This window comes from Schaalia vaccimaxillae DSM 15804 (genome assembly GCF_000420425.1).
Classification (GTDB): Bacteria; Actinomycetota; Actinomycetes; order Actinomycetales; family Actinomycetaceae; genus Pauljensenia; species Pauljensenia vaccimaxillae.
In genome coordinates this window covers 46,142-66,465 of record NZ_ATUX01000013.1, presented here as the reverse complement: position 1 = coordinate 66,465, position 20,324 = coordinate 46,142, and the positions used below count along the sequence as shown (strand labels likewise).

16 protein-coding genes and 1 tRNA gene are annotated in these 20,324 nt (G+C 58.0%); 5 read left to right on the top strand and 12 right to left on the bottom strand.

Going from position 1 to position 20,324, the window contains the following annotated elements:
- Positions 1 to 190 precede the first annotated feature (190 nt).
- Genes G439_RS12050 through G439_RS0110440 form a run of 3 tightly spaced genes read left to right on the top strand, consistent with a single transcriptional unit; the run spans position 191 to position 2,885 of the window.
- Positions 191 to 1,615: a CE1758 family FMN-dependent luciferase-like monooxygenase gene (locus G439_RS12050; protein WP_207382287.1), complete on the top strand. Its 1,425-nt coding sequence runs from the start codon at positions 191 to 193 to the stop codon at positions 1,613 to 1,615.
- Positions 1,612 to 2,439 (top strand): CE1759 family FMN reductase, encoded by an 828-nt coding sequence (locus tag G439_RS12305; RefSeq protein WP_051125774.1) that lies wholly within the window; start codon positions 1,612 to 1,614, stop codon positions 2,437 to 2,439. The genes G439_RS12050 and G439_RS12305 overlap by 4 nt, the downstream gene beginning before the upstream one ends.
- The gene (locus tag G439_RS0110440) at positions 2,436 to 2,885 is read left to right on the top strand and encodes a MarR family winged helix-turn-helix transcriptional regulator (RefSeq protein WP_022869126.1); all 450 of its coding nucleotides are present in this window, start codon (positions 2,436 to 2,438) and stop codon (positions 2,883 to 2,885) included. The genes G439_RS12305 and G439_RS0110440 overlap by 4 nt, the downstream gene beginning before the upstream one ends.
- 138 nt (positions 2,886 to 3,023) lie before the next feature.
- Here the strand turns inward: G439_RS0110440 and G439_RS0110435 are convergent, their stop codons facing one another.
- From G439_RS0110435 to G439_RS12040, 4 genes are all read right to left on the bottom strand, one after another.
- Positions 3,024 to 4,226 carry a PLP-dependent transferase gene (locus G439_RS0110435; RefSeq protein ID WP_022869125.1) on the bottom strand — a complete coding sequence of 401 codons (1,203 nt, stop codon included), beginning with the start codon at positions 4,224 to 4,226 and terminating at the stop codon, positions 3,024 to 3,026.
- A gap of 119 nt (positions 4,227 to 4,345) precedes the next feature.
- The gene (locus G439_RS0110430) at positions 4,346 to 5,140 is read right to left on the bottom strand and encodes an amino acid ABC transporter ATP-binding protein (RefSeq protein ID WP_022869124.1); all 795 of its coding nucleotides are present in this window, start codon (positions 5,138 to 5,140) and stop codon (positions 4,346 to 4,348) included.
- On the bottom strand, positions 5,137 to 5,796 hold the full coding sequence (locus G439_RS0110425) for an amino acid ABC transporter permease (protein ID WP_026459622.1): 660 nt from the start codon (positions 5,794 to 5,796) through the stop codon (positions 5,137 to 5,139). The genes G439_RS0110430 and G439_RS0110425 overlap by 4 nt, the downstream gene beginning before the upstream one ends.
- Before the next feature lie 108 nt (positions 5,797 to 5,904).
- Complete coding sequence (locus G439_RS12040; protein WP_051125773.1) at positions 5,905 to 6,921, bottom strand: transporter substrate-binding domain-containing protein; 1,017 nt, start codon at positions 6,919 to 6,921, stop codon at positions 5,905 to 5,907.
- 520 nt (positions 6,922 to 7,441) lie between these two features.
- Between G439_RS12040 and G439_RS0110410 the strand changes: the two genes are divergently transcribed.
- Both G439_RS0110410 and G439_RS0110405 read left to right on the top strand, forming a co-directional pair.
- Positions 7,442 to 8,470 (top strand): hypothetical protein, encoded by a 1,029-nt coding sequence (locus tag G439_RS0110410; RefSeq protein WP_131333645.1) that lies wholly within the window; start codon positions 7,442 to 7,444, stop codon positions 8,468 to 8,470.
- 189 nt (positions 8,471 to 8,659) lie between these two features.
- A complete protein-coding gene (locus G439_RS0110405) occupies positions 8,660 to 10,033 on the top strand; it encodes a chloride channel protein (protein ID WP_022869121.1) in 1,374 nt (457 codons plus the stop codon).
- Positions 10,034 to 10,065: 32 nt separating this feature from the next.
- Here the strand turns inward: G439_RS0110405 and G439_RS0110400 are convergent, their stop codons facing one another.
- The 8 genes from G439_RS0110400 to G439_RS0110355 all read right to left on the bottom strand — a co-directional run bounded on the left by G439_RS0110400 (position 10,066) and on the right by G439_RS0110355 (position 20,254).
- Complete coding sequence (locus G439_RS0110400) at positions 10,066 to 11,004, bottom strand: aldo/keto reductase (protein ID WP_022869120.1); 939 nt, start codon at positions 11,002 to 11,004, stop codon at positions 10,066 to 10,068.
- 226 nt (positions 11,005 to 11,230) lie between these two features.
- A complete protein-coding gene (hemH, locus tag G439_RS0110395) occupies positions 11,231 to 12,238 on the bottom strand; it encodes a ferrochelatase (RefSeq protein ID WP_026459619.1) in 1,008 nt (335 codons plus the stop codon).
- Between the two features lie 143 nt (positions 12,239 to 12,381).
- Complete coding sequence (locus G439_RS12035) at positions 12,382 to 14,184, bottom strand: BCCT family transporter (protein ID WP_022869118.1); 1,803 nt, start codon at positions 14,182 to 14,184, stop codon at positions 12,382 to 12,384.
- A 213-nt stretch (positions 14,185 to 14,397) separates the two neighbouring features.
- The gene (locus G439_RS0110385) at positions 14,398 to 14,868 is read right to left on the bottom strand and encodes a Dps family protein (protein ID WP_022869117.1); all 471 of its coding nucleotides are present in this window, start codon (positions 14,866 to 14,868) and stop codon (positions 14,398 to 14,400) included.
- A 263-nt stretch (positions 14,869 to 15,131) separates the two neighbouring features.
- Positions 15,132 to 16,742: an inorganic phosphate transporter gene (locus tag G439_RS0110375; RefSeq protein WP_026459618.1), complete on the bottom strand. Its 1,611-nt coding sequence runs from the start codon at positions 16,740 to 16,742 to the stop codon at positions 15,132 to 15,134.
- An 819-nt stretch (positions 16,743 to 17,561) separates the two neighbouring features.
- Positions 17,562 to 17,795 carry a hypothetical protein gene (locus G439_RS0110365; protein ID WP_022869113.1) on the bottom strand — a complete coding sequence of 78 codons (234 nt, stop codon included), beginning with the start codon at positions 17,793 to 17,795 and terminating at the stop codon, positions 17,562 to 17,564.
- Positions 17,796 to 18,305: 510 nt separating this feature from the next.
- Positions 18,306 to 18,378 (bottom strand) — tRNA-Thr (locus G439_RS0110360).
- A 238-nt stretch (positions 18,379 to 18,616) separates the two neighbouring features.
- Entirely contained in the window at positions 18,617 to 20,254 is a 1,638-nt protein-coding gene (locus tag G439_RS0110355; protein ID WP_022869112.1) for an alpha/beta hydrolase, read from the bottom strand.
- Between the last annotated feature and the right edge of the window lie 70 nt (positions 20,255 to 20,324).

The window sequence follows — 20,324 nt, the reverse complement described above, 5'->3', positions numbered from 1 at the left end:
TAACTTTGACGAAGGTTGAGCCCCATTAAATTTCAGACACCCTAAACTTATCAGACAAATTGAGGCGGGTAGGGAAATAGTCGGCACCCTCATCCAGCAGCCCTAAATAAAGCGCAAGGAATAAACTAGTTGAAACTTGTACTATCATGGCTTGAACCTACCGAACACGTAACAGCACCAAAGGAACAGCATGCAATTCGGCATCATGAGCGTCTCCGACCTCACCACTAATCCCACGACAGGACACACCCCTGACGACTCCGAACGCATCGCCGCCATCCTCACTATCGCCCAGCACTCAGAAGAAGTCGGGCTCGACGTCTTCGCCCTCGGCGAGCACCACAATCCACCTTTCTTCTCATCCTCACCCACCACTACATTGGCCCGCATCGCCGCAGCAACCACCACGCTGCAACTGTCGACCTCGACCACCCTGATCACCACCAACGATCCGGTGAAAATCGCAGAAGATTACGCAATGCTCCAATACATGTCGGAGGGGCGAATCGATCTCATGATGGGTCGGGGTAATACCGGCCCCGTCTACCCCTGGTTCGGCAAGGACATCCGTGAAGGCATCGCCCTCGCAATCGAAAACTACGCCCTCCTGCGCAGACTCTGGGCCGAAGAAAACCTTGACTGGCAAGGTCATTTCCGCACTCCCCTACGCGGCTTCACCTCAACACCACGCCCCCTCGACGGGATCGCTCCATTCGTCTGGCACGGCTCAATCCGCTCCCCCGAAATCGCCGAACAAGCTGCCTACTACGGCGACGGATTCTTCCACAACAACATCTTCTGGCCACCCGCGCACACAGCCCGCATGGTCGCCCTATACCGCGAGCGCTTCGAACATCACGGCCACGGACCCGCCAAGAAAGCAATCGTCGGCCTCGGAGGTCAAGTCTTCATACGACGCAACTCCCAAGACGCCATCAACGAGTTCCGCCCCTACTTCGACCACGCACCCGTGTACGGCAACGGCCCCAGCCTCGAAGATTTCTCCACCCAAACCCCACTCACCGTGGGATCACCTCAAGAGATCATCGACCGCACCCTCGGATTCCGCGAAGTCGTTGGCGACTACCAGCGCCAGCTATTCCTTGCCGACCACGCAGGTCTGCCCCTCAAAACCGTCCTCGAACAACTCGACTTCCTCGGCGAAATCGTGCCTGTTCTGCGCCGCGAATTCGAGGCGCTGCGAGACCCGGATGTCCCGTCGGACCCGCCAACCCACGCCTCGTTGCTCGCTGCACGCCAGGGCGAGGGCGCGACCTCGTCGATCGTCGCCGATCTGGCCGAGGCCGACCTGGTCCGCCGATCCGTCCAATTGGCCCGCAAAGAGCGTATCGAGGACGAGGCGGCATCACGGAAGAGACCCGCGAGCTCCGGGGACGGCGCTGGGCTTGAGGCTGACAGCGAGATGCCCGCAGGCGACTCGGTCACCGGAACGTCGTTCTACCCGCAGCAAGATTCCGACGAAGCTGCACTCGCTCACGCCGTCCAGCTCTTGGGAGACTCCGAAGGTGAAGGCGAAGCCACCCCACCCGTAGACCACACGCAAGTCGTTGGCATGGATCACACGCAACACGCACGCGACGGAGGCAGAGCATGAAAAGCAGCGAAGACATCAGCGACGTCACCGAAACTGCAACAACCTCCAGTAAAGCAAACGCGACTCTTCGCGAGCCTGACGCCAGCGTCATCATCATTCATGCAGGCATGTCGGGCCAGTCCTCCACCGCCCGCCTCGCTGACGCATTTCACGAGGCACTGCTTGAGGAATCACGAGGACGCGGCATCGGCCTCGACGTGACACAGATTGGGATTCGAGGCCTCTCGCATGCGGTTGTGGATCAGGTGCTCACGGGCTTTGCGACTCCCCCACTCGCTCTTGCGCAAGAGGCCGTTGCAAAGGCCGACGGACTGGTTGCTTTAACACCCACCTATCAGGCGTCGTATTCAGGAATGTTCAAAGCGTTCTTCGACGTCCTGGGGTCGGAAGCTGTGCGAGCAAAGCCAGTGATCCTGGGGGCAACGGGCGGAACTCCACGCCACAGCCTCGTCACCGACGTCGCAATGCGGCCGCTACTGACCTATATGCACGCTGATCCGGTACCTACGGCCGTCTACGCGGCAACCGAGGACTGGGGAGCTCACGCTTCGGATTCTGACGGGGCAGGTGGAGTAGCGTTGCGGCCTCGTATTATGCGCGCCTGCAACGAGCTTCTCGACCGCTTGTTTGCCTGCCAATTCTCACTCCAGGATCACTTGTCGTCCGCGCAGGTACGAGAGGGAGAGGGACGAAGCGAGGCGACCGAAGTCTCACCCGATCCTTCGGACAGCAGGCGCAGTGTTCACCCTCTTTCTTCTGATTCCGAGGCCGCTAAATGGCCTGGGTTTGCAGATTTCGAAACTCTTTTAGGAGGAATCCAGTGAAATCAGACGCTCGCGGCCGCGCCTGGGAGGCCTATTTCACGACGACAGCGCGCCTGTCAGATCGCATCGAATCAGCGCTGAAGGCGTCTTCGTCCATTTCGTTACCTGAGTACAACGTTTTGCTCCAGGTCTACCGTTCTGGCGAGGCGGGGATCCGTCCGTCAATCCTGGCCCAGCAGGTAGTTTTTAGTCCGTCGCGTTTAACGCACACCATTAAAAGGCTGATCGAGCGGGGTTTAGTCACGCGCTCCACCTGCCTGGGTGATGGTCGCGGCGGGCTGATTCACCTGACTGACGAGGGCGAGGCCGTCTACCGGAAGTCCGCCGAAGTTCAACGCGGAATCATTCGGACGTTCGCCCTCGAGGGGTTGACCGAGGACGAGGTCGACGTTTTGTCGCGAGTGTTCACTCGGATTTCTCATCGACTGGACACGGCCGAAGCCTGAGGGTATCAGTGCTGTCAGGTTCCTTAGGGAGCTGGCAGCGGGGACTTATGGGCGTCCCTCGCGACAAAGATGGGCGTCCCTCGCGAGAGTTATGGGCGTCCCTCGCGGGAGGAGGGGAGGGAGGGACACCCAGGAAGGTCAGAAGGCCGCGGCGATCGCCTGATCCAGGTCAGCAATCAGATCCTCAACATCCTCCAAACCCACCGCCAATCGCACCACGTCGTCAGGGAGTTCCTCGTCAAAACCCTCCTTCGAACCATGCGTCATAATCGGCGGATACTCGATCAAAGACTCCACCGATCCCAACGACACCGCCAAAGCAAACACCTTCGTCGACTCACAGATCGCCCTCGCCGCCCCAGCCGAACCCACCTGGAAGCTCACCACCCCGCCGGCGCCTCGCGGCATCTGCTTGCGAGTCAACTCAAACCCCGGGTCGTCTTCCAAACCCGGATAGTGCACGGCAGTCACGCGCGGATGGTCAGCCAAGAAACGCGCAACTTCCAGAGCCGACGTACAGTGACGATCCATCCGTACAGCAAGAGTTTTCAAACCGCGATGCGCCACATGCGCATCGCGCGGAGACTGCACAGCCCCCACCGTCATCTGTAAGAACGCAATCTCTTCTGCAACCAAACCCGTCTCAGACCAGCCGCCACGCGCCGCCGGCAGCTTCAAACCGTCGTGCACAACCACCGCGCCACCAATGAGATCCGAGTGTCCACCAACATATTTCGTCGTCGAATGCACCACCACATCGGCGCCCAAAGCCAAGGGCTGCTGCAAGTAAGGGGAAGCGAAGGTGTTATCAACAACCAGCACCGCGCCGGCCTCATGAGCAATATCTGCCAACGCCTGGATGTCGAAAACCTCCATCATCGGGTTAGATGGCGTCTCCACCCACAGCACAACGCTGCCCTGTTCAGCCAAGTCATAGGCCACGGCATCGTGATCTTTAAGGTCCAACGCGGATGCCGTGATGCCCGCCTGCGGCAGGACGCGAGTGAAAAGGCGGAACGTCCCGCCGTAGACATCACGCCCAAAGGACACGTGGTCGCCGGGGCGAGTCAGCGCGCGGATGAGAGTGTCTTCAGCGGAAAGCCCGGACGGGAAAGCAAAACCTTGGCCGCCTCCTTCGAGCGCCGCCAGTGCCTGGGTGAAAGCGTCGCGCGTTGGGTTTGCTGCTCGGCCGTATTCGTAGCCTCCGCGCAGCTTGTCGACGGCGTCTTGGACGTGTGTGGATGCAATGTGTAGCGGCGGAACAACGTCGCCAGTACGCTCATCCGAGGTCGAACCAACGTGGATGGCAAGGGTTTGTTGGCCAAAAGTGTGAACAGTCATTGGAATCTCTTTCACGCAAGGAATAGGTAGGGACGAGGCCGAGGTGGGATCAGAAGATGTGAAGCTCGGATGATTGGAAATCAGAGGGTACAGGTGAGTTAAAGCTGGGCGGAAGGGAATTAAAGCTGGGATGCGTCCAGGGCCGAATTCAATGGGTCCAGGACTCTGGCAAGGAATTTGCGTGTCCGACCAACCTTGGGGGCAACAAGGACTTCTTCGGGCGTACCCGATTCGACGATCACTCCCCCATCCAGGAAAAGCACCTGGTCGGCAACTTGGCGCGCAAAAGCAATCTCATGAGTAACAACCACCATGGTCCAGCCCTGAGCGGCCAAGTTGCGCATCACTTCCAGGACATCGCCGACCGTTTCGGGGTCCAAAGCAGAAGTGGGCTCGTCAAAAAGCAGCAGATCGGGTTCGAGGGCGAGAGCCCGCGCAATCCCCACGCGCTGCTGTTGTCCACCAGACAATTGAGCGGGCATGGATTCTTCGCGCCCTGCCAAACCCACCTTAGCCAGCAGGCCCGCAGCTTCTTTGCACGCCTGATCCTTCGGCTTGCCCTGAGCAATCACAGGGCCTTCCATAATGTTCTCAATGGCAGTGCGGTGAGGGAAAAGGTTGTGGGACTGGAAGACCATTCCTGAGCGAGCCCGTAGCTCTTTGAGCTCCTTTGGGCTGGGTTTTGCCCCGTAGTCGACGCTCACCTCCCCAATCGTCACGACTCCGCGTTCGGGGATTTCCAGGGCATCAAGGGAACGCAGCAAAGTTGTCTTACCTGAACCGGATGGGCCAATAAGGACGGTGACCGTTCCCGGCGCGACATCCAAGTCGACGCCACGCAACACGTGATTACGTCCGAAAGTCTTGTGCAGGCCACGCACACTCACCAGTGGCGCAGGATTCAAATCAGTCATCGTGTGGGCTCCAATCGACGCTCAAGACGGCTTTGCAGAGACGATAAAACGGTGCAAATCACCCAGTAGTAGAGGGCTGCCAAGGAATACAGCAGGAGGAATTCGTACGAGGGCGCAGCAATGACCTGGGCTTCACGCAGCATCTCAGTCATCATGATCGAGGATGCCAACGACGTGTCCTTCACCAGAGAAATAAAGGTGTTCGACAGTGGCGGGACCGCAACCTTGAGTGCCTGCGGCAAAATCACGCGCCGCAAGGTCTGTGAGTAGTTCAAGCCAATGGTCTGCGCTGCCTCCCATTGCCCCACCGGCACCGAGCCAATGGCTGCGCGGATCGCTTCGGATGCGTAACCGCCAACATTGAGCGAGAAGGCAATGACTGCCGAAGGAAACGGATCAATGACAATCCCGAATTGCGGCAGCGCGTAGAAAATAATGAAGAGCTGAACAAGCAGCGGCGTACCGCGGATGACAGACACGAAAGCTCGGCCAATCCACTCCAGGACACGGATCCCAGAAATTCTTGCCAGTGCCACAAGGAGCGCGATCACCAGCCCGAAAATAAAGGACAGGATCGTCAGCGGGATTGTGCCGAAAATAGCTCCGCGCGCCAAAGGCCACAGCGCGGACAACAGAAGGTCAGTGGTACTGGTCAAGGAACATCCTTTTCTGGGGACGAGGGCGAGGCCGGTCTCAACGCCGAATCGGGGAGAGGCCCGGCCTCGTCCTCGTCAATAACCGAAGGAAGCTGGCCGCAACGTCGGTCAGTTGGCCGACTGGGAACCGGAAGTGGTGGTCGCCGGCAGCTCAACGATGGCCGAGCCGTCCTCGAGCGGTGACACATCGCCATTGGTTCGGGTGGTCACGTCCTCGCCAAAGTACTTGACGGAAATTTCAGCTAGAGTCCCATCCGTGCGCAGCTCTTCAAGAGCCTCGTTGATGGCCTCAAGCAGGCCGGAGTTTTGGCGCAGCACGAAGGACTGAGCGACAGCCTGATCCTCAATTTGGAAAGCAACCTCAACGCCAGGGCTGTCAGTGGAGTTCAAGTAGTCCAGGACCGCGAGGTTGTCATTGATGGTCATGTCGACGCGCCCGTCACGGATAGCTGCAATCGCTTCGGTGAAGCCGTCAACGGTTTCGATGGTGGCTCCGGCCTCGTCGGAAATACCGCGCCAATTCGAGGTCGCCGAGTGGACGGAAACCTTGCCGGCAATGTCCTCAACCGACTTGATCGACGAGGGGTTGCCGGTGGCGACAACGACCGTCGGAACCGACACCGTGTAAACATGGGTCAGGTCGTACTTGGCTGCACGCTCTTCGTTGACGGTCACCTGGCCTGCAATGAGGTCGTAGCGGTTCGAGTCCAAGCCTGCGAAGATCGCGTCCCACTTGACCTCGGAGAACTCTGCTTCGACTCCGAGCTTGTCGGCGACGGCTTGGATCACTTCGACGTCATAGCCAATCAATTCGTTGGTTGCCGGGTCGTGGTAGTTGAAGGGGGCGTAGGTGCCTTCTGTACCGATGCGCAGGACGCCTGATTCTTGGAGTTGGGCTAAAGCGTCGTTGTCAGCTGCTGTCGATGCTGTCGCAGCGCCGGACGTGGCGCTGTTGGCTGATTCGTTGGATTGACCGCTTTGGCCAGAGCAAGCTGCCAACGCCAAGGCTGAAGCGGTGGCGACGACTGCCAGGCCGACTCGGCCAAGGCTCCGGGGCGTAGAGGTCGGGACGGATGACGACGTTGGTGAGCCGGTAGTGGTGGTGGAAAAAGCGCGGATGGACACGGTGTTCTCCTGGTGATCCTGGGTGGGGTGGGTATGCCACCGGCACGCGGACAAACATGTCCTTAAGAAGTGGTGGGGAGCCGAAGGAGGCGTGCCATGACCGCCGCTGCAGGGCGTGCTGGCGCGTGCCGAACTTGGTCAACGGCACATTCGACATGCGCAGAGCGCACGGGCGGAGATTCGGGGGTGCATGCCAGGAGCCGCGGTTGCGGCTGCTGCGATTTTGTCGATCTCCATGGTGAAAACGCTACGGATATTCAACGGGGTGCACCGGTTGTATTTGCTGACTGGGATTTTGTAACACGTTCTCTCCCTACGCCCCCCTCTCCCTGCGCCTCTCCCACCCCTGCACCCCGAGGGACGCCCATCCTTCCCGCGAAGGACGCCCAAAAGTCCGCCGAAGGACGCCCAAAACTTCGCCGAGGGACGCCCTTATCCCCAGATGCTTGCAAGTCGTTTCTATCCACAGCTCTACGAGAGACCTCTAGCGAAACTCGGCCTCGGTAAGCAAAGTCAAGCCATGGAAACTCTTAGATCAGGCCGAGACGCGGCCGCTGATGAAATGAAATCACGCCGATCAATGATTGTGCGCAGAGAATGCAGTATAGATGTGGCGGCTGACGCTCCCTGGTGGCAGGTTGATAAGGCTATCCACGATGCGCGCCTGCGCGATGCCGCGGATAGGAGTTCTCAGTGCGTAGCAGTGTTACAGTCGGCTGTCCTGCTACACGGAGGAAGTCTTAAGCGTGTTCCAAATCAAGGGCACATATGGGTGCCGTGGCGGAGAAAGACTCGTGCCTACGTTGGTCCTTCTCTTTACGAATTGACCAAAACAGACCGACGCGACAGACTCGCGCAAAGGCCCGTCGTCAACCACCGGATGGCAATCGATATTGATCGCACGGTCGTCATTGACGGCATCCGAGTAACCGACCTCGACCAGACGGCGATCCATGCTGCGCGTTTCCTTTCGCCTGATGATGCAGTAGTCGCTGTGGATTCTCTTTTGGCGATTGCGGTTGGTCGGGACCGATATTGGCGCAATGATCGAGCATCGCTGACTATGCACGCCGATGCTGTTGTGGATCGATGGACACGCTCTTTGTCAGATTTCAAAGGACAACGGGGAGTGGCACAAGCGCGGGAGGTCTTAGCGAGCGCCTCGGCACTGGCTGAATCGCCGCTGGAAAGCGAAGTCCGGAGGATTGCTCATGCAGCAGGTTTCATTCGCGTTGAACCACAGGTTGAGGTCCGCACGAGGGCGGGCCTGAAATGGGTGGATTTGGGAATTCTGGGAGTTCCGCGCGGAATTGAGATTCACGGGGACATCAAGTTCGAGGGCGAGGACGGCGCCGCTCAGTTATCTCATGAATGGGACAGAGAAAGAGCTTTAGCGGATGCCGGGTTCAGGGTACGTGCTTTGTCCGGCCTAGAGGTATACGACCAACGAAAAGTTGTTGATGCCTTGGAATCTTGTTTTGTTGAGTATCAATCGAGGCGGGGTCTTCGGCGTTTGTGGACGCCGATGGAGGCTCGTCGGGGACTCTAGAGAAACTTTCTCGTACTTGGGCGTCCCTCGCGGTGGTTTTGGGCGTCCTTCGGCGGACTTTTGTGCGTCCCTCGCGGTGGTTTTGTGCGTCCTTCGCGGGAAAGATGAGCATCCCTCGAGGGAGGGGCGGGCGCGACCGCAGTCCCGCCTCGTTTCCACCGCCAATTACAGACGAGTACCGTAGTTCGCATGGAGATCCTTCGCCCACCCGACGATGGCACCGACACACCCTCGCACACATCCAAAGTGCGAAACGTCGATTTCCGCCACGCCCACCCCGCCTACGGCAAAGGCATCCCCGACCACCCGCGTAAGCCTCTCTCCGAAAACAAACGCTTCGCCGCAGCCATCGTCCTGACCGGCATCGTCGCCGGCATTGTCGGATGGTGCTGCTCTCAAATCCTCCACATTCTTCAACGCATCGCCTGGGGGCTCGAGCACGACTCAACACTCCTGGAAGCCGCAAGCACCGTCCCCTGGTGGCATCGAGTCGCCCTACTCATCCTCGCAGGAGTCATCAGTGGAGTTTCCTGGACACTGCTCTTTCGCCGTTCAAAGTCACTGACCTCCGTCCAGCAAGCCGTCAACGGCAAACATATGCCAATTCTGCGAACCACCTGGCATGCGTTGACCCAAATCGTCATTGTTTCCTTGGGCGCATCCATTGGGCGCGAGGTCGCGCCGCGCGAAATCTCCTCAGCCTTGTCAGCCTGGCTGAGCGATCACCTGGGGTTGGACAGCGAAGATCGGCGCATCATTGTGGCCTGCGGCGCAGGAGCTGGCCTGGCCGCCGTCTATTCGATCCCCCTGTCAGGCGCCGTATACACGCTCGAAATTCTGCTCGTGACTTTGCGTGCACGCACCGTGGCCCCGGCACTAGCGGTCTCAGGTATTGCCGTCCTCGTATCCAGCACCTGGCTGCGCACGGAACCCTTCTACACCGTCCCCGACCTGCACGCCACCGCCTCGCTAACGGTGTGGGCTGTGCTTTTGGGGCCGGTATTCGGTTGGCTTGGCGTCATGTTCCGCCGCGTTGTCCACATGTGCGAGGGCGAGCGTCCTCGCAACACGCATCTGCTGTGGACGCTGCCGGTCGCTTTTGCCATCGTCGGAGCCGTGTCCGTGTGGATGCCTTCCGTTTTAGGCAACGGCCAAGCCAGCGCTCAAACGCAATTCGAGGGCGCCTGGCTTGCCGGAGCTGGCCTGGTGACGGCCTGTCTCGTCCTCGTTGGAAAAACTGCGACGACGTTGCTGACTATTCGCGCCGGAGGTTGGGGCGGAACCCTTACTCCAGGGGTCGCTCTGGGCGCGGGTTTGGGGACGGTGACCGGTTTGTTGTGGTCGCAGGTGTGGCCAGGGACGTCGATTGCGGCTTTTGCTTTCATCGGGGCCGCCGTGTTCCTGGGATCTTCGATGAAGGCGCCTTTTACTGGCTTGATACTGGTCATGGAGTTCACTCACCAGGGCAGCGAAATCCTCGTCCCCGCGGTCATCGCCATCGGTGGGGCTGTGGCGGCCACAGCCTGGGCTGAGCGGTCGGCGCGGCCCTTCGCAAGCAGGTAACAACCAGGTTCTCTGCGGCCTCTGACGCCAGGTCACAAACCTTCGGAGACCTTGGTGAGGCGCTCGACCTCGTCCTCGTTCAATTCGACGAAAGTCGACGCCAGCAACGCCGGCAGCTGCTCAACCGAACTGGCTGACGCAATCGGAGCTACGACAGTGGGTTGGACGCGCAGCCACGCCAAGGCAACCGTGGCCAGCTCAACATTGTGCGCCTGAGCGATAGCTCGAAGCTCATCAATGACGGCGAATCCCTGGTCGGACACGTAGGGGCCCACCATGCCGCCGCGCGCACCCTCGGCCTCGTCAGCATTGCGATACTTGCCGGTCAGGAAGCCAGAAGCCAGCGAGAAGTACGGGATGACGCCGAGCTCGAATTCTTCGGCAGCGCCTCGCAGTTCGTTTTCGAAGTCGGCGCGGGTCACCAGGTTGTAGTGCGGCTGGAGGGCGACCGGGCGGTCCACACCCTGACGGTCAGCTTCGGCCATCCATTCGCGGATGGAGGCTGCGGAAAAGTTCGACAGCGCCAGGTAGCGAACTTTGCCTGCTTGGACGAGCTGGGCGAAGGCCGCGACGGATTCGACGATCGGGGTGTCGGGGTCTTCGGCGTGCGCGTAGTACAGGTCAATGTGGTCGGACTTGAGGCGCTTGAGCGAAGCGTCTGCTGCGCGGCGAATATTGTCTGCACCGAGTCCTGGGAAGTCGGGGTGTTTGGCAACTTTGGTGGCGACGAAGACATCGTCGCGGTGCCCGTTACGTTCGAACCAGAGGCCGAGGATTTCTTCAGATTCTCCGCCTTTGTTGCCCTGCGCCCACGCCGAGTAAACGTCGGCTGTGTCAACCAATGACCCGCCTTCTCCGACGAAGGCATCCAGCACTTTGAAGGATTCGCTCTGATCGGAGGTCCATCCGAAGGTGTTGCCTCCCAGTGCGAAGGGGCGGATGTCGAGTTCAGAGGTGCCAATGCGCGTCATGTCGGGTCCTAATCGATTGCGACTATTGGGACGAGGTCGAGGCCGGGTCCACGTTCCGTTATTCAGGTTAGGCCAGGTGAAGTTCGTTTGCTGATCGAAGAGGGCGAAGATGGGCGTCCCTCGCGGAAGTTTTGGGCGTCCCTCGCAGAAGTTTTGGGCATCCCTCGCAGAAGTTTTGGGCGTCCCTCGCGGGAACGGGAGGGGAGGGAGGGAGAGAGGAGCGGGGTTAGAGCCAGCCGGCTAGGGAGCGTTCTGCTTGCTCCTGCAGAGCGGTCACAGCGCCCTCGGAATCGTTACCCCACTGGATGTAGTGGAACTCGCGCCCACCAGCGTCCATAAAAGCCTCACGGTTCTGAATATCGATCTCTTCCAAAGTCTCCAGACAATCAGCCATGAACCCTGGGCAGATCACATCGACACGCCCAACCCCGCTGGCACCCATCTCGCTAACCGTGTCAATCGTGGCCGGTTTGAGCCATTCGGCTGGCCCAAACACAGACTGGAAAGTGACTTGAAGAGCGCCGTCAGGCAAGGCGAGCCGCTGTTCCAATAGCTTCGCCGTAGCCTCGCATTCACTGCGGTAGGGGTCGCCGTCCTCGTGCATCGACAAAGGAATGCCATGGAACGACGTAATGAGCCGGTCCCCTGCCCCAAAGTCAGGGCGGCCATTTTTCGCCCAAGAATCTTCCACGGCAACAGCGAGTGCCTCAATATAGGCCTGGGAGGTCGGGAAAGACCTCACGGTACGAAACTCCAACTGATCGCGGTGACTCTTCATCCAATCCGCGACGACATCCATAATCGACGCAACGGTCGTGCACGAATACTGCGGGTAATCAGGCAAGACGACAACGCGGCGATGCCCCGCCTCGTACAACTCGTCAAGAACGGTGCCCAGGGCGGGCTGGCCATAGCGCATCGCGGGCCGCACCACGACCTCGTCGCCCAACCTGTCTTGGAGCATGGTCGCCTGCGCAACCGTGTAATGCATCAGGGGCGATCCCTGTTCCATCCAGACTTTTCTGTAGGCAGCAGCGGACTTGGCTGGGCGGGTGCGCAAAATGATGCCTTCGAGGATGGGCCGCCACACCAAAGGGTTGAGTTCAATGACTCGGCGGTCCAAGAGAAACTCACGCAGGTAGGTGCGCACATCCTTCGTCGTCGGCGACTTGGGGGTTCCAAGATTGACGAGGACGAGGGCGGGCTTTTCTGACACGTTAAGAGTTTCCGTCACGAAGGTTAGGGTAACGGTTCAGAGCACGAACTTTGGTGACGGCCTGTCTCATAGGTGCTAAACATTGCAAAATCAACGAAAAACAGTGGCGGTCCGGGCGCTGCTGAGCAACCCGGACCACCACTGTCACACCTAGAAAAAGGTCACACACCTGTGCCTGAAGACGGTTCAAAAGAATCCGATGACCCCAAACCTGAATCAGTCTCGGAGGTAGAGCCAGGTTTCGCGCCCGCGGGCTTACGACGGGGACGCGGAGTCGTGTACAGGGACTCGCGCGGCATCCAACGCCCACGGCGACGCGCCGCCCCCATCTCTACGGACTCATCCACCAGAGTTTCGATGCGTTCACGCAACAGGCGCCGCTCCGCCCTCATACGACGTTCATTTTCCTTACCGAACGCCTTATACATCGACACGCAAGTCATCACGAGGACAACCGAGAAGGGCAGCGCCGAAAGAATCGACAGCACCTGCAAAGCCCCCAGACCGTCGGTGGCACTGCCGTCAGAACTCGCGCCCAACCACAGCAACAGAGCCGCAATTCCACCCTGAAGGGCCGCCCAGAAAAGACGAATACTCAGCGGAGGATTCGGAGAACCATTCGACGAAAGCATGCCCAGCACAAAGGAGGCCGAATCGGAAGACGTCACAAAGAAAACCACTAGCAACAGCATGAACAATCCGGCCAAAACCGGGCCGCCCGGCAAATTGTTCACCATGGCGAAGAGCGCAGTGGTGGTCCAGTTATCGCCCTCGGTCAAGTTCACTCCACCGTACATGTGCTGCCACAGCGCAGTGCCACCCATGACGGAGAACCACAGGAAAGTCACCAAAGTCGGTACACCCAGAACACCCACGACGAACTCACGGACGGTACGACCCTTGGAGATTCGCGCGATGAAAATACCCACGAAAGGCGACCAGCTCATCCACCAACCCCAGTAGTAGGTGGTCCACGAACCAAGCCATGCTTCTCCCCCGCCCTCGACGGAGTAGAAAGGCATAGTGCGGAACGACAGTGGAACGAAATTCTGAATGTATTGCCCGATGGACTGAACGAACTCGCGCATGATGAACAGCGGTTCACCCAAGAAGAGGACAGCAACCAGAAGGACGGCAGCGAGGACGAGGTTACCATTCGACAGCCACTTAATGCCTACGTCAAGGCCCGAAGCAACCGACAGGGCAGCGAGCAAGCTGATGATCACAACGATGGCTAAAAGAACGTTCGGCGACTGGTTGAGAATGCCTTGAAATTCAAGGCCGCCGCTGAATTGGGCGGCACCAAAACCGAGAGACGTTGCGACACCGAAGAGAGTACCCACGAGGGCGGCGATGTCGATGATATCTCCCAGCCACCCTTTAACACGATCACCGAGGAGAGGTTCGAGCACCCAACGAATTGATACTGTGCGGCCCTTGCGGTGCACCATGTAGGCGATAGCCACACCGATCACGACGTAGATCGCCCAGGCGGACAGGCCCCAGTGCAAGAAAGTGGTGTTCATGGCGGCTTGGGCTGTCGACGACATTGACGACACGTCGGTCCCGGGGGCTGGATCTTCGTAGTGGCTTAGCGGCTCAGCCACGCCCCAGAACACCAGACCAATGCCCATGCCTGCGGCGAATAGCATTGCAAACCAGGAAGAACGAGAATAGTCAGGTTCATCGTCGTCACTGCCCAGCTTGATATCGCCAAAGCGACTGACGGCAATGAAGATCGCAAAAGCAACAAAGCCAACAACAATCAGGGTGTAGTACCAGCCCATGTCGTTGACGACGCCGCTGGAGATCCCTGAGACAATGTCTCGCATGGAATCTGGCCAAATGACGGCTGGGGCAACAAGTGCCAATGCGATGGCGACGGCAGGCGCTACAACGCGCCATGAGATGCGGGCCTCGTCCGTCTGAGCGTTCAGATCAGTTTCGGGGTTTGCAGTGCTCAAAATGGCCTCTCGTAGACAGCAAATTCTCTTCGACCCTAGCGAGTGCTGTGGCGTCTGGCATGTTGCGTGACTATCAACACACCAGCTTTTCTCAGTAAAGAATCGCCCTACAACCTCTTGGCTGTAGGGCGATTCTTTACTGAAATCTCGGGGCTAACACGCCGACGCTATCCCCAGGTTCCTGGGGCACCATAGCACCTCGAGCGGAAAGCCTCAGGCTTTCTCGTTCAGCGAGCGGATAAACCACGCCTGCTGCTCGAGGCGACCAATGTAGTCGACGAGAATATCGCCCGAGGTCGGGTCCTCCCCATCAACCTTCTCGTGGACATCGCGCATGGTCGCAACCGTGGCGTTAATGGCTGCCACTGCCTGGGCAGCGCCTTCTTCGGTGGAAACGACGCCCTCGGCAACCTTGGGCAAGCTCGTTTCCTGGGCGACAACGGAGGGGCGTCCATCTGGGGTGAGCTGGATAGCGCGCATACGCTCGGCGACCTCGTCGGATGCTTCGCGGGCAATAGCGACGACCTCGTCCAGGTACAGGTGCAGGGAACGGAAGCCCTGGCCAACAATATTCCAGTGAAGCTGCTTGCCTACCAGCGACAGAGCCGTCACATCGGTGAGAACCTTCTGGAGGTCGGCTGACAACACATCCGAACCCTTAAAACCGGTGGATTCAACAGTCATGATCTTTTCTCCTTCTCGGGTGGATCGATCCGTCGGATCCAGCATTGAAGCGGACCCGCTGACTACCCTTCTAGGATGGGCCTTTTGGCCCACTTTTTCCACCGCGGGAGAATACTCCCAGCGATCCCGGCGCCTCACGCACAGGTTTGAACGGCGTAATCGCAAGGATTCCACGGACAGCTACGCCTCCAGCGAAGGCATTGTGCCGAACGGTTTCGCTTAAGCCTCTAGAGCGGCGATAAAGAACAGGCTGAACGCGCGAATTAGAAAAACGCATTGAGAGCCAGCGCCGTCACCGCCGACACGCCAGCAGCAGCAGGCAGGGTAATGAGCCACGCCATGGCGATCGGCTTCATCAGCTTCCAGTTAGCAGCCTTATTGACGATGCCAATACCCAGAACAGCGCCGATGAGGATGTGGGTTGAGGACACCGGCAGGCCAAGGGCCGAGGCCCCCATGACCACGGCAGCCGCCGACAATTCAGCTGTGAAGCCCGAGGCGGGGTGCATTTCGGTCAATCCCGTACCCACCGTGCGGATGACGTTGCGGCCAATGAACCACAGGCCTGAAATCAACGCGATGCCACACACAATCGTCATCGCCATAGGAACCGGAGACTTCGGGTTAATGGCATTTTCTTTAAGAACGTCCACGACAGCCGCAAAGGGGCCAATAGCATTGGCAATGTCATTGGAACCGTGGCTGAAGGCGAATGCCGAGGCAGTGAACACCTGAAGCCAGGAGAAAATCAGGAAGGTCGAACGGTTCAGCGCGTGCTTCTTCATGGTCTGGGCCAGGATGAAGATCGCCATCCACACCACAGCTCCCACCATCGCGATGATGAGGAAGTTTTCCATAGCCGACAGGTCCAGGTCCAGGTTCTTCAAGCCCTTAGTCACCACCATTGCCGTCAGAACCATCGAACCGATTGCCGCCAAAATTGGTACCCAGCGTTCCAGTGCGCGGTGAGCATTGACCTCGTCAGCCTTGCGGTTAATGACGTACAGCTCGCGATAGTAATCCGACTCCAAGTCTTCTTCACTAAAGTCCGGAGCGTGCACGATCACCGCATCACGAGCCATGGCCGATGTATAGGAGATCTGCTGAAGCTCGGTCATCAAGCTGAAGCGTTCCTTGTGGCGATTACGATGATTGACGCGCTCCTGGTGAATTTCACGCAGCTTGGCATCGGCCTCGTCGTTGTAGGCCAGGATTGACTTCTTAATCCACGAATACAGAATCCACGAGACTAAGCCACCGAGTGCAGGCGAGAGGATCCACGAGGAAGCAATCTTGCCAATCTCGCCCCACTGCACCATGTCCAGGCCGCCAGAACCTGTCGTAAAACCAATTGCCAAAGCTGCACCCACGATGCCACCGATGATCGAGTGGGTCGTTGACACCGGCCAGCCACGCCAGGTGGCAATGAGCAGCCACACAGCAGCACCTAAAAGGGCTGCCATCATGATGAAGGCAAAGTGCATGGGGTTGACGTCAATGGCTCCCAGATCGACGATGCCCGAGCGCACCGTATCGGTTACCGAACCGCCGGCAATCACAGCTCCAGAGACTTCGAAGATGGCAGCGACGATGAGTGCTTGTTTAAGGGACAGAGTTCCCGCTCCCACCGATGTTCCGAAGGAGTTGGCAACGTCGTTACCACCAATGTTGAAAGCCATGAAGCAACCGAATGCGATAGCTAAGACCAACAGGAAGTGGTTGACTCCGGGGCCAACATAGCCAAAGGACCAGACAGTAAATCCGATGAGCCCAACGGTGAGTAGGCCACCGAAAGCGAGGTGCCACCATCGATCATTGGTGGCACGTGTGGTACCTGCGGTGGGATCCTGCGTGGGGGTGGGAGACGAACTCATGGAGTTCACCTTTCTGAGAATCCTTCAGTTGATTTCCGCGATGAAGCATTCCGGCGCAAGGTGAACAGAAGGTGAACAGAGTCTGACGAGAGCGAAAAGAAAAATTGCGACTACGTCACATGCAGCACATTTTGGCCCCTTCGATGGACAAAAATCCTAATCCGCCATTTCGATCAACCCGCAAAAATAGACACAGTCGGGCACATCCATCTTTTTCGTTGGCAGACAAAACAGCGGAATCCTGCGAATCCGCGCATCACACCCGCAATCCTACAACCACGACTGTGTCTGTTTTTGCGGGTGACACAACAAAAGCTGCGGATGCTCTGCGACCGCCATGCCAAGTCTTTACAGCAATGGCTACATAGGTCCATTTTCCAAGCATATAGAGAACGACCGTGTTCTCAGTTTTGAACTACTGGGACCGCTTCTGATTGAGTCGGCTCACTTTAAGCAATTCATCAGCCTCACGCAGCTCTTCGTTCTCGCCCCGCAGGCCAGCAATCTTCACAGTCAGATCCTTCAATACGGAAGGTCCACCCAGCCTTGCAACCTTCCCATAACGACTAGCGGACAATGCGCCTAGAGGCCCCAAGTTAAGCACCCGAGCCTAAGACGCTTCCCGATTCCAGATCCCTCGGCAAGGATTCTGGCCTCAACCCAACCAGTCAGATAACCCTCCTTAGCGCCTACACAAACACCTAGAACACTTCAGATTCGCAGATAGAGATGTTGACCGAAGGTGCTATCCAATGACGTTTTGTGGAATCAACGGCGTTTCTCAAGCTCCCTTTACGTTCGAATAATGCCGCCCGTCGGTCAACTCTTCGACAAATCAGCAGACGCATCTCCCGCAGTTTTTCCTGAACGAATGAACGCGGCACGCAACATGATCAGAGCACAGGCGAACAGGCCGATACTTCCGATCAACGAACATATCGGAAGCCAGTGGCTGTCCTGGTGAAGTAACCAAGCGGTAGCAGCATTTGCAACGATCCCTATGACAGCAACAACGATCAGAGCCCAATCCAAGGGTTTTAAATAGGACTTCACATTCACTCCTATTGCGCCCAGCAAACAGGTATTCCCGTTGGATTCAGGAAAATCTGAATCTCAGTTCCCCTAGACAACACGCCAACCAACGGCACACCACGACACGAAGAGACACGGCACGCCTCACTCTTCTCTCATCGTCACGCTATGCAAGTCGCATTGTGTCATGCGCCATATTACAAACTTGCACTTTTGTGTGTCGACACCTAATTTGCAACGATATGTCAAATTTGCTGAATGCTGCTGACAACAGCCACAGTCAAACGGACCAAAAATGGCCGAACTCTTTCGAATGATCGCGGCCAAGACCTAGCTGCCAAAGCATTTCCTATCGAATGAACGGCCGCACCAAATGGTCCGCTGAAGAGATCACTCTTCTCGCAGCTTTCTTCGGCGTAACGCCGAACGACCTCATGCCCACCCCAGACGGTCGCGGCGGCTGGCTTCCTGCCCCCTTCGTACCCACATACGCGAAGAACCCGACCCCCGTAGGGGCCGGGTCCAATCCGGAGCCGCCTGTGGGAATCGAACCCACGACCTATTCATTACGAGTGAATCGCTCTGCCGACTGAGCTAAGGCGGCCGCACCATCAAACCCTTGACTGGGATTTCAGGCAACGCGCCCACTCTACTGGGATCACCACAGGCCGAGCAAACCGCAAGCATCGAGCCGCGCCATGGTTCCGATCACACGACTAGACCGCTCGCAGCTAGCCGACGCCTACGTAACTATCTAACCCACGTCTGCACAACCAGTTAGCCACACCTGCCCAACCCAGCAGCCACCGCCTATACAGACCGACTACTTGACAACCTAGCAACTACTGACAGACCAAACCGTCCTCAGGCACAGTGCCGTCAACCAGGTAACCTTCAACCGCTCCAATGACACATTCGGAAGCAGTCTTCGAATAAGCGGTGTGATCCCATCCTTCACTTGTCACCAGAACACCCGCTTCAAGCTGACGAGCCAAGGACTCCGACATGACATACGGGGTTGCCGGGTCGTGAGTGGTACCCACCACCACAATCGGTGGAGTTCCCGAAGCTCGAATTTCTTGACGTTCGGCGTGAGCAGTGGGCCACTCGTTAATACCCGCCGACGAGTATCCCGCAAATTGGCCCATCACGGTCAATTCCTCTTCAAGCTTCTTCGCTTCCGCCTCCCATTCTTCTGGGGTGCCTTGGGCGGAGTAGTCAAGGTTATTGATCGCGATGAGAGCTGACGCGCTATTTGATGCGTAGGTCCCGTCATCATTTCGGTCGTTAAGGAAGTCCGCAAGGTAAAGCAACTGGGATCCATCATTGTCTTTAAGGGCCTGAGTCATTGCTTGAGTGAGCACCGAATACGTCTGCTCGGAATACATCAACCCCACAATCGCTCCCATTGCGAGGTTCTGAGTCAACGGCCGCTGGGGATCTACGGTTTCCAGTGGACTGACTGCGAGGCGTTCGAGGAACTTTTTCACCGTCATCATGCCGTCGTCGACGCTACCTGTGAGCGGGCATCCTGACCCCGACTGACAATCCTCAACCCAGTGCCGAATTGATGCCTCGAAACCGCGCATCTGCAGATCAGACACCTCATTGACTGACAGGGCCGGGTCAACGGCACCATCCAAAACTAGGCGACCAGCTTTCTCTGGGAACAGGTCGGCGTAGGTGGCTCCAAGAAAAGTCCCGTAGGAATATCCCAGGTAATTGAACTTTTCCTGATCCAATAGTTCGCGGACCATATCGAAGTCTTTGGCGGCCGACACCGTATCAATGTGCTTATACAAGTCACCGGAATACTTTTGGCAGCCCTGGGCGATCTCTACGGATGCCTCGATCAATGTTTCGATCTTCTCTTGCGGACTGGCATCGGACTCGACAAGACTCTCTCCCGTATTGAACTCGTCCAGTTCAGCGTCACTCATGCACTTGACGGGCGTCGAGGCACCAACGCCTCGCGGATCAAGAGCAACGATGTCATAAGCCTCAATGAGGGCATCACCCAGGTTGTCTGCAATCTGGTAGGACAGCGATTTGACGGCATTGCCACCGGGGCCACCGAGGTTATAGAAGAGAGCAGGAGCCGCCTCCTTACCGTTTCGGTGGACTGCGACGGCCAGTTCGATTTGCTCGCCGGCTGGGTCGTCCCAGTCGAGCGGTGCCAGGATCGTCGCGCATTCGTAGGGACTCATATCCGAGGGCGGCGTCGCGACGTCCAGGGTGATCTCTGTTTCGGAGCACAGGCGCCAATTCACAGTCTGGTTGTAGAAGTCTTGCGCGCTAGTGGCGTTCAAAGGATTGGGTGAAGCCGAGGCGGGAAGGTCGCTACGGCCACTTTGGGAACCTAGGTGAGAAGCGCCTCTCAACAGGCCTATGCCTTGCCATATGAGAGCAACGAAGAGGCTCACTGCTACGATCATTGCGATCACAGAAATAGCTAAAACACCAGTACGACGAGCATTCATGCGCTAAGCCTACGGGAAGTTTCATCCCCGTTTGATTTGGAGCGAGGACGACCAAATCTAGGTATCACCG

Coding starts and splice junctions, on each gene's coding strand:
- G439_RS0110385 (WP_022869117.1), bottom strand. CDS start 14,868: ATGACTGTTGAATCCACCGGTTTTAAGGGTTCGGATGTGTTGTCAGCC.
- G439_RS0110410 (WP_131333645.1), top strand. CDS start 7,442: ATGGAAACTCTTAGATCAGGCCGAGACGCGGCCGCTGATGAAATGAAA.
- G439_RS0110430 (WP_022869124.1), bottom strand. CDS start 5,140: ATGACTGATTTGAATCCTGCGCCACTGGTGAGTGTGCGTGGCCTGCAC.
- G439_RS0110400 (WP_022869120.1), bottom strand. CDS start 11,004: ATGACGCGCATTGGCACCTCTGAACTCGACATCCGCCCCTTCGCACTG.
- G439_RS12050 (WP_207382287.1), top strand. CDS start 191: ATGCAATTCGGCATCATGAGCGTCTCCGACCTCACCACTAATCCCACG.
- G439_RS0110375 (WP_026459618.1), bottom strand. CDS start 16,742: ATGAGTTCGTCTCCCACCCCCACGCAGGATCCCACCGCAGGTACCACA.
- G439_RS12305 (WP_051125774.1), top strand. CDS start 1,612: ATGAAAAGCAGCGAAGACATCAGCGACGTCACCGAAACTGCAACAACC.
- G439_RS0110405 (WP_022869121.1), top strand. CDS start 8,660: ATGGAGATCCTTCGCCCACCCGACGATGGCACCGACACACCCTCGCAC.
- G439_RS0110435 (WP_022869125.1), bottom strand. CDS start 4,226: ATGACTGTTCACACTTTTGGCCAACAAACCCTTGCCATCCACGTTGGT.
- G439_RS0110355 (WP_022869112.1), bottom strand. CDS start 20,254: ATGAATGCTCGTCGTACTGGTGTTTTAGCTATTTCTGTGATCGCAATG.